This is a genomic window from Hymenobacter terricola, assembly GCF_017921975.2.
Lineage (GTDB): Bacteria > Bacteroidota > Bacteroidia > Cytophagales > Hymenobacteraceae > Hymenobacter > Hymenobacter terricola.
In genome coordinates this window covers 228,064-240,406 of record NZ_JAGEMO020000018.1, presented here as the reverse complement: position 1 = coordinate 240,406, position 12,343 = coordinate 228,064, and the positions used below count along the sequence as shown (strand labels likewise).

Genomic DNA, 12,343 nt, shown 5'->3' with positions numbered 1-12,343 from the left:
TCTTCCTCCAAACGGCCGCGGTATGATGCGGCCTTTCGCGCCGAAGCCCGGCGGCTGGCCCGCGAAAGCCGCGTGACGCGGGCCGCTGCCCGTGCCCTCACCATCAATGCTAAATTACTTTATCAGTGGCAGAAAGCGGCCCAACAGCCCTTGCCCGCTGACCCGCCTGCCGGCGGCCGAGGTGCGCGCCTTGCGGGCACCTCGGCCGCCGGCAGGCGCAGGGGCTGGAGATGTTAAAAAAAGCCATCGCCATCTTCTCCCATCCCCCGACCTGGTGAGTCAGCTGCAGGTTATTGACCAGCAACGCGTTCACTATCCCGTGCAGCTGCTCTGCCAGGTTTTGCACGTCGTGCCCAGCCGCTACTACGCGTGGTGCCAGCGCCCCGAAACTACCGCAGCGCCCGCCCGGGAAACGGTGCTGGTCGACGTATTTGACGACCGGCAGCGCCGTTATGGCACGCGCCGACTACAAGTTGAACTGCGCGAGTTGGGCCACCGGGTGGGCCGGCAGGCCCTCCGCACGGCCTTACGCCGTCACGGTCGCAAAGCCTTGCAGCGCAAGGCCTTTACCCCACGCACCACGGATTCGACTCATGGCCAGCGCTGCGCCCCGAACTTACTGCTCGACCAGCCGCGCCCGACGCAAGCCCATCGGGGGTGGGACGGCGACATCCCCTACCTGCCCTTGGCCAACGGCCGGTGGGTCTACTGCTGCGCCTTTCAAGACGTCTGCACCAAGCAGGTCGTGGGCTGGCAGGCACGGGCTGATGTACCTGAAGCACTGGTTACCACCCCTTTGCAGCGGGCGCTCTTGGCTCAACGGCCCGTCTCTGGCCTGCTTGTGCACTCCGACCGGGGCGGGCAGGACGTCGGTAACGTCTACAAAGCGCTACTGCGCGACGCCAAAGCCCAGCGCTCGCACAGCCGCCGGGGCGAGTGTTACGACAATGCCCAGGCGGAAAGCCTGTGGTCGCGCCTGAAAACGGAGCTACTCGAACTCTGCGACTGGCCCGTTTTCACGGACCTCGCCGGTGCCCAAGCCCGCGTCGCGGACTGTTTTGACTACTACAATCACAAGCGGCGTCACTCCAGCAGCGGCTATTTAAAGCCTTATCTCTTTCATCAGCAACAACTTGCCAATATCACCTAATTCTCTCCTGCTCAACTAGACCACCCCAGTAAACCTGGACAGCATTGGGCAGTACCTTTCCTTACGCATGAAAGACACGCCAAAACCTGACAAACGGCGCAAGGACGGGGCGGCGGGCCAGCGCTCCAGCAAGGCAGCCGCAATGTCAGGAGGAAGTAATGAGGAGGTATTGTGAGGTCGAAGAATAAAAGATTCAGCTATCAGTAGCGCTTTGGCCCCGTGGCCGGCGAGTGCTATCCGGCCGTCGGGACCGGACTCGTGGCGCGCAGAAATTTGACAATAAATTGGTTGAAGAGTGCGCTCTTGGCCAGCAGCAGGCGGATGATGCCGATGCCAGTCAGGGCAATGGCAATGCCGGCCAGCACGTCCAGCACGTAGTGGTGGCTGGTGTAAACGGCGGCAAACCAGATGCCCAACATCACCACCAGGAAAAAAGCATTGAACAGTCCCGACCGGTTTTTAACGGCGTAAAACAACACGATGGCGGGGTAGGCCGAATGCAGCGAGGGCATGGCCGCGAAGACGTTGGCGTTCTTGGCATAAATGCCTTTAAAAATGCTCATCCCAACTAACTTGTCGAACCGGGCCAGGCCGGCCGTGCTGCCCATGATGAGGGGCCGGAATTGCAGGCCGTGCTGCTGCACGTACCACGGCGGCGCGGCCGGGTGCAGGTAGTACACGATGAACCCCAGGATATTGACCAGCAAAAAGGTCAGGGAAAAGGCAAAAAACAGCGGCCGGTTGCGGAAAAACAGGTATCCGGCGAAAGCCAGCGGAATAGGCACCCAGCACAGGTAGAAAATGCCGCACAGCACATCCAGCCAGGCGGTGTGGTGGAGTAGCCAGAACTCATTGGGCGTGAGCAGCTGGCCGTGCCACGAAATGCCAAACAGGCTTTTCTCGGTGTGGTAAAGCTGCGCGACATCGACGGCCCGGTAGGCGTAGTTCGGGAACGCCCGCATGTAGTCGTACAGAATCCAGAACACGACGAAGATGGAAAAGCCGGTGATGAACCGGCGCGTCGTGTCTGAAAGGAAATAGCAGGCGTTGCACAGCCCCACCAGCACCAACTGCTCGGGCCGAAAACCGATTAGGAAATAGGAAAACAGCAGGTAAGCCACCGAAAGGGCCGGCACCAGCCAGCGGCCTTGCCGGCCGGCGGACAAAGAAGAAGGGAGCATGCTGCGCGGTTGCGGCGGTTCGGGAGGCATCAGGAAGTAGCCGGGCTACACATTTACGCGCTGCACCACAGGCTGTTGGGTGGCCGCATTCCAGCCCTTGAACTCAATGTATTTGACGTTGGGCACCCAGAACGTGCCGCCTTCGATGTGCAGGTACACGCGGGTCAGCGCAATTTGCTGATTGGCAATGACCGTGAAAACGTGGAAGGTCTTGTCCACACCGGACCGCTGCAGATAGAACGGGACTTTGTTATAAGCGGCAAACTTGAGCTCATATTTGTTGAGCGCCAGTTTTTTGGCCGTCAGCCCGTAGGCAAACCGGCGCTGAATAAAGCTCAGGTCTTGCTGCTGGCTCTGCTCGGTGTAGCGTATCCAGAATACCCGCACGGGCTCCTTCTCATTGAGCTGGCCCGCGCTGTTGACGTTGAGCTGGTAGATGACCGTGTTGGGATTGGGGTCGCGTTGCAAGTAGAACAGCTGGTTGGCAATGCCCGTTGGCACCGGAAAGGCCGGGCCGGGCTGTCGCGCCGGGCTTGCCTGCAGTGAAGCACTGTTCAACAAACCGATTAGCAGCATTGCGGCCGTTGCCGCTTTTTTGGCGGGCGCGGCGGGCGGCGTGGGCCGCGGCGCAGGTAGCGACAGCGCTTTCCTGGCACCCAGCAGGCGCGATACGGCCGTGATATTGGCCAGCACGGCCAGCACGGTAATCGGAAAGGTGAGGATGGACATCGTTTCGAAGACGTGGAAGGGGATGCCCGGCACAAATAGCTTGTAGTCGCCACCCAAAAACGCCGAGCTGATGCCGCAGGCCAGCGCGCTGCCCCCCAGCAGCACCACGCGCTCGGGGCGCTGCATCAGGCCGCCTTTGCTCTGCACGCCCAGCCCCTCGGCCCGCGCCCGCGTGTAGCTCACCATCATGGAGCCGATGAGGGCGATGAAGGCGAAGAGTGACCCCAGCAGGTAGTGGTGCGCGATGAGGTAGTAGCAGATGCCCAGAAAGGTGACCAGCTCGCTGTAGCGGTCCAGCACGGAATCGAACAGGGCCCCGTACGGGCTCTGCATCTTGCCCAGGCGCGCTACCTGCCCGTCGAGCATGTCGAAGAGACCGGCAAAGAGTATCAGCGCGCCGCCCCAGCCCACGTAGCGCAGGTCGCCCCGGTGGCCCTCCTCGCCGCCCACGATGAACACCACGGCCACGCCCACATTCAGCACAAAGCCGGTGAGGGTGACGGCGTTGGGCGTGAAGCCAAGCTTAATCAGCAGGTGCACGAACGGGTTGATAACCCGGTAGATGCCGGCTTGCAGGGCGTTGCGGAGAGCAGTAAAATCCATGGGACAGGCGTTAAAAATCTATCTTGAAGCGGCCGCGCAGGCCCCATTCCGCTACGTGCGGGTGGTCGAGGTAAGTGAGGCGCTTCACAATGTCGAGGCGAAACAGTTTGAAGATGTTGGCCACGCCCACGCTGGCTTCGGCGTAGGGCTGCCGGCCCAGGGTGAAGGTGGTGGGCAGGCCCTGGGCATCGCGCAAAAACTGGTAGAGCGCAGGGTCGCGGGCGGGCTCGTTTTCGGCGCGAATGCCGCCGTAGAGGAGTTTAAGGGAAGCCGTTTCGCGCAGCTTGAGGTGCTTTATCAGGGGGAGCTTGTTGAAGAAGAACCCGTTGAAGTTCTGGTCGATGAACAGATTGGCGTAGTGGTCGCTCGAAAATTCCAGAAAATTCATCAGGTTATACGAGTTCAGCTGGTACGAGTACGTCTGGTTGGCCCGGTGAATGTCGAGCAGCGGAAACGGCACCTGCCCGAATACGTAGCCGCCTTCCAGCGTCACGTCGGCGTGGCCCAGCTGCGAGAGGTAGAAGCGTTTGGTGGCGTTTGCCACCACGTTCTGGTAAGTGTACTCGCCGCCCAAAACGCCCTTGAGCCCCGTGGTGAGCAGGGCCGAGAAGATGGGGTTGCGCCCGATAATGGGGGTGCGGTAGAGCTTGCCCTGGTAAAAGGTTTCGTTGGGGGCCCAGCGCAGGCCCAGCGACAGCTCCGTCGTCGTCAGGGTGCGGATGGGGTCGGGCGTGCTGGCGTCCGAATCCTGGAAATAGAGGCCGCCGGCCGGCGACTGTTGCAGCTTGCGGAAGCCCAGCGTGTAGGAAAAGTGGTTGAGGAACTCGTGCACGTAGTCAAGCCGGTAGACGTCGTTGTAGAGGTACTTGTCGTTGACGCCGCGCTTGAAGGAGAGCAGGAAGTTGTCTTCCTGCACGAATTGCAGCTCCTGCCCCGGAATCCGGGTATCGCGCTGAAAGCTGCCCCGCACGAAGTGCTGCGGAAACTTATAGATGGACTGGTTATTAAGCGAGTACGTGGAACTCAGGAAGTACTTCCACTTCTTATCCTGAAAGCCGTAGGCTCCGTAGGTTTCGAAGTAAATGCGCTGGCTCAGCTCGGGGGTCGTGCGCCCGCCCAGCCGCAGCCGGAAGCCCTCCACGGGGTTGAAGCTGTAGAAGGTATTGGCCGGCCCCAGCTCGAAGGGCCCGAAGCCCTTGTAGCCCGACAGCAGGAAGGTAAACAGCTCCAGCGAGCGCCGGAACGACCTGATGGTCTGAAGGGTATCGACGTTCTTATAAATTGCCTTTTCCACCTGGCTCAGGCTGTCGGGCCGGTTTTGCACCAGAAAAGCCGTGCGCTGGCTCGTCGAGGTATCAGCAACCACAGCCACCCGCGTCGGCGCGTCGTACGCGCTGTCGGGTTCCGGCTGGTTAATCCGGTACTTATCGAACTGCACCGTGCGCTCGCCGTAAAAGCCCGAGCTTTTTTCCGAAATCCCGAAATCGATGCCCAGAAAGGTTTTGCTCAGGTGGTAGCGGCGGTCGGGGTTTTCGGCAAATTCCAGCCGGGCATCCAGGCGCTTCACGAAGTTCAGGTTGATGCGCTTATCCACCGAGAGCGTGGCCTGCTGCACGGCGTAGTTGCCGTCGAGCGTGATGTATAGCTTGCCCGCAAACAGCATATCGCCCTTGTTGCGCGGATAAAAGCTCAGCTCAATGAGCTGCGGCGAGTGCTGCCGGAGCGTATCGGTGATGTAGAACTGGTAGAACGTGGGCGCATTGCTGGCAATCGGGCTCAGGAGCTGGTTGCCGAGCAGCGAGACATTGTTGGCGTAAATGTCAATATCCTGGTACATTCGATTGAAATAGGCGCTCAGCCCCTCATTGTCAATGAAATGCTTATCAAACTGCACCTGCTTGCTGCCGAGCACGACGCTTCGACGCTTCGGCGGCTCCTTGCGGTAGTATTCCCGGGCCAGCTTTTCCTCGATGTAAATGGGCAGAATGTTGACCCCACCCGCCGCCAGCGAATCCTGCTTTTTGAACAGGAACTGATAGTTGCGGAAAATTTTCTTGCTCTTGAATTTGTCGGATAAATTACTGAACGAGAAGGTCATCTTCTCGTATTTTTCATCTTCCACGTAAGCGTAGCTTTCGGGCCGGTTCTGCTCTTTGTGGTCGATAACCTGCCGGATGAGGGCCACCGCCGGGTTGTCCTTGTTTTTGTAGCGCGGCACCTTGGTGCCGCGCACCACCACCTCGTCCAATTGGGCCGCGCTGGGCGCTAGCTGCACATTTAGCTCCGGGCCCGGGCCGGCCGTGAAGGTCTTGGTAACGGTGCGGTAGCCCAGGTAGGTGAAAACCAGGGCCGTGTACTGCGTCGGTACGCGCAGGGTATAGTGCCCGTCCTCATCGGTGTTGGTGCCGATGGCCGCCTGGGGCACCGCCACGCTCACGAAGGGCAGCTTTTGCCGGGTTTTGGCATCGGTCACCACGCCGCTGATGGTGGTGGTTTGGGCCAGAGTAACAGTCGGCACCGCCAGCAGCAGCACCAACCAAAACAGCCGGCCCCCAGGCAGGAAATAGTACCGAGCAGATAGATAATTCATAACTTCTTAAACACAAAATGCACTTGTAGCGAATACGTAAACCCCAGCCCAACCAACAAGGAAACCAGGGTTTTGCTTAGCAGATAGTTGGCGTGCAGGAAATGGGTAACCAGGTAAATACCAGTGGCATTCAGCAGCATGCCGCCTAGCCACACCACCAGGTACCGGGCCCCCTGCACCGGCGCGCGCTGCTGCGTGGCCCGGAACACCAGGTGCCGGTTGAGGTAGAAATTGGTAAGGCCCCCGGCTACGTTGCCCAGCACCGTGGCCAGCACATACCAGCTGTGCAGGACTTCCACGCAGGCGATGGTCACCAGAAAATCGACGGCGGTACCGGCTGCCGAAGCGGCCTGCACCCGGAGCAGTTGAGCGTAGCGCACGGGGTGTTATAAGTAGCCTAATTGTATCCCGGCGTGCAGCAGCAGGGTGGTGTAGAGGCCGGCCAGCACGTCGTCCAGCATCACGCCCGCGCCGCCGGGTATTTGCTCCATTTTTCTAATAAACAACGGCTTAACGATATCAAAAAATCGAAACAGGACCAATCCCACCAGCAGCCGTGGCCCGGTGATGGGGATGAGCAACATGCTCACCCACATGCCCGCCACCTCGTCGATGACGACCCGGTAGCTGTCTTTGCCCCAGGCCCCCTCCATGCGCTGGGCCGCCAGCGTACCCAGGGCCAGCAGGCCTGCCGTGAGCAGGCCCGCTGGCCAGGGCCGCAGCAACGCCTCGTTGGCGCGGGCCAGGTACAAGAACAAGCAGCAGACCACGGCGGCTACCGTGCCCCCGCCCTTCACGTACCCGATGCCCAGCACCGAGGCAATTAGCTTATACATGCGGCGCAGCAGCAGTTAAACAGCCGGGCCATCCTGGTATTGCTCCTCAATGGCGGCCACTTCCGGGCTTTCGCCCATCAGCCCGCGCAGGGTGTTGTGCAGGGTCACGAGCTGCTTGAAGATGTCGTGCTCGGGCCGCAGGTCGGGCGATACCGTTTGCGGGGCTTTGAGGTAGAACGACAGCCATTCCTGCACGCCGCTCATGCCAGACCGCTGAGCCAGGTCGATAAACAGGGCCAGGTCGAGCACCAGCGGCGCGGCCAGGATGGAGTCGCGGCAGAGGAAATTAATCTTAATCTGCATCCGGTAGCCCAGCCAGCCGAAGATGTCGATGTTGTCCCAGCTCTCCTTGTTGTCACCGGCCGGCGGGTAGTAGTTGATGCGCACCTTGTGGTACATATCGCCGTACAGCTCCGGGTTTTCCTCGGGGTTGAACAGGCTATCGAGCACGCTCAGCTTCGATACTTCCTTGGTTTTGAAGTTATCCGGGTCGTCGAGCACCAGGCCGTCGCGGTTGCCCAGGATGTTGGTCGAAAACCAGCCCTTCACGCCCAGCGAGCGGGCGCTCAGGCCGGGGGCCACAATGGTTTTCATCAGCGTTTGCCCGGTCTTGAAATCCTTGCCGGCCACGGGCGTGCCGGTGAGGGCAGCCAGCTCCAGCAGGGCGGGCACGTCCACGGTCAGGTTGGGTGCGCCGTTCACGAACGGTACGCCTTCCTTCAGGGCCGCGTAGGCATAAATCATGCTGGGCGCGATGGTGGGCGCATTGGTGCGCAGCCCTTCCTCGAAGCTGGCCAAGGTGCGGTGAATGTCACCGTGCTCGTGGTAGATTTCTGTCGAGCCGCACCACACCATCACCAGCCGGCTGCAATTGCGCCCGGCTTTGAAAGCGCGAATGTCGGCGATAACCTGCTCGGCCAGGTCGAGCTTGGCGGTGTATTCCTTGACGTGGGTACCGTCCAGGTTTTTCACGTAGTGCGGGTCAAAGGCGGCCTTCATGGGCACCAGGGCCTCCATTTCGGCGCGCACGGGCTGCAGGGTTTTGTAGTCGAGCACGCCCGCCTTCAGGGCCGCCTCGTACACGTTGTCTCCGTACACGTCCCAGCCGCCAAACTCGATATCCTGAAGGTCGGCCAGGGGCACGAAATCCTTGATTTTCGGGTTTCCGGCCGACGTTCGAATTTTCCCCATCTGGGTGAGCGAGCCGATGGGCTGCGCGGTGCCCTTGCGCACGGCCAGCACGCCGGCAATGAGGGTAGTGGCCACGGCGCCCATGCCGGGTAGCAGGATGCCCAGCTTGCCGCTGGCGGGCGCAATTTGTTCTTTATGTGCTGTCATGTTGGATTGTGAGGAGTTTTGTGGCCGGTAATAAACTTACTTACTGGTGGAGGGCCAAACCAGCAAGTCGAAAGTTAGTTTTTGAGCAGAAGCCAGACCGACGGCTGGCAGCTAAGACGTTTAAGATTGATTAAAACCTGAAACCAGCCCATACATACGGGTAAGTGCCTACTTCAGAGAATACTACCCCTGCCTGTAACAGCTGCGCCGGCAGAAAGTAGCGCCTGGCCCCGTAGCCATCGTGCCATTTCGCCGATACCTCGCCCAGCGACCACACCCGGCCCACATCGTTGAAAGCCACCAGCCCCAACGTGCCGGGCAGCAGGGAGGAGGCGACGTCCAGCGGCTTGAGCCAGAGCTCCAAGTTATTATACACCATGTTCTTGCCCGTAAACCGTCCCAAATAAAAACCGCGCAGATTTTGCGGGCCGCCCGGCTTTAGCGGCTGAAAATACGTGGCCGGGCCCAGCGTGGTGCCCGCGCCTGCCTGTGCGGTTGGCCAACTACGTTGGAGCCGCGTGGGGGACGGTCGCAGAAGGCAAATTCCGCCAGGGCCTGAAGGATAAAAACCGTGGTTAAAGCCGGCTTCCATAAAGAAAGTGAGCAGTTACAAAGCATCATGAAGTAATTCCTACTGCGACCTGGGACAGTGTGGCGGGGTAGCGGTGGCCCTATACCTGGAAGGTGATGTGCAGCTGGAAGTGGAATGGGGCTCCGGCGCATCCGTCGGCACGGTGCGGGGACCTGTGGCCACTCCCCGCGCCCCGGATGCGCAGGGAACACGCAAGACAAGCCATGCTGCAGGAATAACAAAGCCCACATACCTGGCGCCGCTTGGTGGCCGCTTGCAGCAACCGGCTACACTGGTAGCGCTGCAGCGCCGCCGATACTTCGGCCGGACCAAGGTACTGTGCCTGCGCCAGGGTTTTGCCCGGTAATTCGCTGGCCCCGAGCAACGTCAGCTGTCAGCCTTAGCAGTAGAATCTCCTCCTGAGGGCGCATGCCATTATGCTTACGCATAATTCACGATTTGCAAATTGCAAATTGAGGCAATCACGCTGACTTTCTGCTCTTGCGCTTACTACCGCAAGTTTGGCAGCTTCTTCTTCAGCTTTTCTTTCGCCTTGGCGGGTAGCTCACGGTCGGCTTCCGGCTTGCCCGCGAAAAAAGCAGTCAGGGCTTCCTCCAGAATATCCTGAATCTCCATCCCGCCCCAGCATTCGAATTGCTTCAGCCGCAAAAACGTGTCAGGAGTGAGCTGGTTGGTGAATGGCACCTTCGCAATGGCCGTTTCTTTGACCGATATAAGAGCTGCCGTGCTTTGGCTGGACATAGGCTGATTGCCAAGGTCGTAGAGCAAGGCATCGGCGGCTTGGGCCGGTACCGACTCTACCTTGGTCATGTTGCTTATCATGTTCATCTTGCCCGACTTTTTCATATTGTTTATATTTATAATATGGATGACATTGAAATCAACCAACCTTTTCTAATATTTCCGCCGTCAGGTTACGGTAGTCCTGGGCCCCGTTAGACTGCGGAGCCCACGAGAAAATACTTTGCCGCATACTCTGCGACTCTGGTAAAGCGACATTCTCCCGAATGGTCGTTTGCATCACCAACGGCCCCAGCGCAGGGTCGTCGCGCAGTTGCTGCACCACTTGGTGGTGCAGGGCTCGCCGATACGACGGAGCATATTCCGTAAAGAAGATTCCCCCAACCCGGAGTTTGGGATTGAAGTTCTTTTGCAGGCGCGAGCACATATCCAGCAGGGCGGTCATGCCCTCGTTGCCGAAAAATTCCGGATGCAACGGCACAAAGACGGCCTCGCTGGCCACCAACGAGGCGACGGTCAGGGCACCCAGGGAAGGTGGCGTATCGATAACCACATAATCTACGCCCGTTACCCCCGCTAGCTGGTCTCGCAAGAAGAAAATGTAGTCAGGCTGTGTGCCAAAAACTTTCTCCTGCTGTGCCAGCGAGCGTTCGGCCCGTACCAGCTGCAAATTCGGTCCCACCCGGTAGAGCGCTTGTGCCAGGCTCCGCTTCTCTTCGAGCACCTCGCCAAGGTGCGGCACGCCGGCCGGCACCTGAAACGTTTTGCTGGCATTTGCTTGCGGGTCACAATCAAGCAGCGCTACCTGAAAGCCTTGCTCTGCCAAAGCGTGGGCCACACAGAGCGCAGAGGTGGTTTTACCCACACCGCCCTTGTTATTGGCAAAAGAGAGAACATGCATAGGACAAAGACTTGCGTAAGGGCCGTAAAGCTAATCAATGCACCCAATACGATACATATTATAAATACATATTTTCAATAAATATGAAAAATATCATCCGTATTGCCTTGAACAAATTGCTATTTAGTATGAGCTGATACTACTCCTTGACTAACCAATCGACCCCGCCGGCGTCCTGCACCTGGCTAAATCCCTGGGATAGATACACGAGTTGCAGGTTTTCTTCGAAAGTCGCTCCCTTGGCCAGCTTCTTTCGGTTCATGAGCTCGTAGGACTCCCGAACGTCGTCGAGACGGTAGCGGAGTGCCTCCGCTACGATTTTCGTATTCTTGCGACTGGCAGCTTTCTGTCGGGCCACCAAGGATTTTTGATAATCCTCCAGGGCGTGGCCTTTGGTAATGGCCGTGAATACCGCGCCGGCCAAGCTGCTGATTTTCCCCTGGCTGCTTTTGCCGCGCTGCTGATTGACGACAAAAAGGACGTACCCGGGCTCCAATTTTCCTTGGTCTATTAGCCCGCTGATGGTTTCAATACTGCTTTTTGATACCCCCACATCGGCCAGGGCCTTTTGCCATTCATTCAAGGCCAAGGCCGCGGTCAGCAATGCTTCGCTGGCAACCGGAGCAAAGCGAAAGCGAATCTGTTCGACCCCTTTCCCGGTCCCCCGTAGCAGGTCATATTCAAAAGCGAGATTGGTTTGGGCAAGCTCCGTTTTGGCCCGGTCCAGTACCCTCATCTTGAACAATGGGAATTGCTTGTACTGTCCATCCAAGTCGAGGAGCCGTTTGAGGTCATCGACCCGGACGGTCCGCGAGCCAAAGCTGCCGTACTGCTTGAGCAGCCAGTAAATCCGGTAGGAGTGGGCGCTCTTGAGCTTCAGCAGTTGCATCAGCTGCGCCTGGGTGAAATTGCCTTCGTTGAGTTGCAGCAGATAGTCGCGCACCCGGTCGTTGAACCGTACCACTAAGGCCCGTTCCTCGCTACTGTAGTCCGCATAGGCCATTAGTGGAGTGTTCGAGAAGCTTGGCGCATCCTCAGTTACCTTATTGGTGCGCTTTTTCTTGCTAGGCCGCTCAATGTAAATCACCCGCGAAGCCAGCAGGGCACACATGTCCTTGAGTTGTTGGTAGTCGTTGCTGCTCGGCCTACGGCCTGACAACGCCACTACCTCCGTCACAGGAATTCGCATCTCGCGGAATTCGGTATCCTCCCGGTGAATCCGGGAGAGCATGGCCATGAACAGGCGCATTTCCAGAGTCGTGAGTGCAAACCGGGCGTTCACCAAGTCATTGCGCTGAACTACTAGCTTATTAACTGGCTCAGGCTTAGCATTGTCGAACAAGGTAGCTTGCATAGGACAGCAGGGGATGGGTAGGAGTTGCTGTCGCAATCTATTACAAAAAATAATCTTGTAATAGGTGTTCGTGCTTTTTGTAATAGCTGGTTACTTTCTTTTCGTGCTTCTTGTAATACTTCGTCGTGCTTCTTGTAATACTTCGTCGTGCTTCTTGTAATAGCACATTCGTGCTTCTTGTAATAGATTGGCCATTTTAGCACTTGATTTTCAAATAGTTATGACACCTATAATATAGGTAATAGGTTAATAAATAAAACGACCGTTTAAATGGGGGGTCGCTTTTTAATTTATTTAGTTTCAAATTTCCCCCTAGTCGGTGTCAGTA

General features: G+C 58.3%; 12 protein-coding genes. 2 read left to right on the top strand and 10 right to left on the bottom strand.

Annotated features, from left to right (window positions below; genetic code table 11):
- Positions 1–237, top strand: a 237-nt coding sequence (locus J4G38_RS15170; RefSeq protein WP_226163443.1) for a transposase, incomplete at its 5' end; no start/stop codon positions are given.
- Entirely contained in the window at positions 182–1,150 is a 969-nt protein-coding gene (locus tag J4G38_RS15165) for an IS3 family transposase (RefSeq protein ID WP_226163442.1), read from the top strand. The genes J4G38_RS15170 and J4G38_RS15165, both read left to right, overlap by 56 nt.
- A 233-nt stretch (positions 1,151–1,383) precedes the next feature.
- On the opposite strand, the gene J4G38_RS15160 is transcribed toward J4G38_RS15165, so the two are convergent.
- The 10 genes from J4G38_RS15160 to J4G38_RS15115 form a co-directional block, all read right to left on the bottom strand.
- The gene (locus tag J4G38_RS15160; protein WP_210522098.1) at positions 1,384–2,331 is read right to left on the bottom strand and encodes a phosphatase PAP2 family protein; all 948 of its coding nucleotides are present in this window, start codon (positions 2,329–2,331) and stop codon (positions 1,384–1,386) included.
- 45 nt (positions 2,332–2,376) lie between these two features.
- Positions 2,377–3,663, bottom strand: a complete 1,287-nt coding sequence (locus tag J4G38_RS15155; RefSeq protein ID WP_210522099.1) for a DUF4833 domain-containing protein — start codon at positions 3,661–3,663, stop codon at positions 2,377–2,379.
- A gap of 10 nt (positions 3,664–3,673) precedes the next feature.
- A complete protein-coding gene (locus J4G38_RS15150) occupies positions 3,674–6,253 on the bottom strand; it encodes a DUF5686 and carboxypeptidase-like regulatory domain-containing protein (protein WP_210522100.1) in 2,580 nt (859 codons plus the stop codon).
- Positions 6,250–6,633: a GtrA family protein gene (locus tag J4G38_RS15145; RefSeq protein WP_210522101.1), complete on the bottom strand. Its 384-nt coding sequence runs from the start codon at positions 6,631–6,633 to the stop codon at positions 6,250–6,252. The genes J4G38_RS15150 and J4G38_RS15145 overlap by 4 nt, the downstream gene beginning before the upstream one ends.
- A gap of 6 nt (positions 6,634–6,639) precedes the next feature.
- Positions 6,640–7,089, bottom strand: coding sequence for a phosphatidylglycerophosphatase A family protein (locus J4G38_RS15140; protein ID WP_210522102.1), 450 nt, complete (start codon positions 7,087–7,089; stop codon positions 6,640–6,642).
- A 15-nt stretch (positions 7,090–7,104) separates the two neighbouring features.
- Entirely contained in the window at positions 7,105–8,427 is a 1,323-nt protein-coding gene (locus J4G38_RS15135; protein ID WP_210522103.1) for an inositol-3-phosphate synthase, read from the bottom strand.
- 130 nt (positions 8,428–8,557) lie between these two features.
- A complete protein-coding gene (locus J4G38_RS15130) occupies positions 8,558–8,806 on the bottom strand; it encodes a hypothetical protein (RefSeq protein ID WP_210522104.1) in 249 nt (82 codons plus the stop codon).
- A gap of 702 nt (positions 8,807–9,508) precedes the next feature.
- Positions 9,509–9,907, bottom strand: a complete 399-nt coding sequence (locus tag J4G38_RS15125) for a hypothetical protein (protein WP_210522105.1) — start codon at positions 9,905–9,907, stop codon at positions 9,509–9,511.
- Positions 9,900–10,661 (bottom strand): ParA family protein, encoded by a 762-nt coding sequence (locus tag J4G38_RS15120; protein ID WP_210522106.1) that lies wholly within the window; start codon positions 10,659–10,661, stop codon positions 9,900–9,902. Before J4G38_RS15120 ends, J4G38_RS15125 begins: the two co-directional genes overlap by 8 nt.
- A 139-nt stretch (positions 10,662–10,800) precedes the next feature.
- Complete coding sequence (locus J4G38_RS15115) at positions 10,801–12,015, bottom strand: replication initiation protein (protein ID WP_210522107.1); 1,215 nt, start codon at positions 12,013–12,015, stop codon at positions 10,801–10,803.
- Positions 12,016–12,343 lie beyond the last annotated feature (328 nt).

Bases quoted from the DNA above. Each gene is read 5' to 3' on its own strand.
- J4G38_RS15160 (WP_210522098.1), bottom strand. From the start codon at position 2,331: ATGCTCCCTTCTTCTTTGTCCGCCGGCCGGCAAGGCCGCTGGCTGGTG.
- J4G38_RS15155 (WP_210522099.1), bottom strand. From the start codon at position 3,663: ATGGATTTTACTGCTCTCCGCAACGCCCTGCAAGCCGGCATCTACCGG.
- J4G38_RS15150 (WP_210522100.1), bottom strand. From the start codon at position 6,253: ATGAATTATCTATCTGCTCGGTACTATTTCCTGCCTGGGGGCCGGCTG.
- J4G38_RS15140 (WP_210522102.1), bottom strand. From the start codon at position 7,089: ATGTATAAGCTAATTGCCTCGGTGCTGGGCATCGGGTACGTGAAGGGC.
- J4G38_RS15135 (WP_210522103.1), bottom strand. From the start codon at position 8,427: ATGACAGCACATAAAGAACAAATTGCGCCCGCCAGCGGCAAGCTGGGC.
- J4G38_RS15130 (WP_210522104.1), bottom strand. From the start codon at position 8,806: ATGGTGTATAATAACTTGGAGCTCTGGCTCAAGCCGCTGGACGTCGCC.
- J4G38_RS15120 (WP_210522106.1), bottom strand. From the start codon at position 10,661: ATGCATGTTCTCTCTTTTGCCAATAACAAGGGCGGTGTGGGTAAAACC.
- J4G38_RS15115 (WP_210522107.1), bottom strand. From the start codon at position 12,015: ATGCAAGCTACCTTGTTCGACAATGCTAAGCCTGAGCCAGTTAATAAG.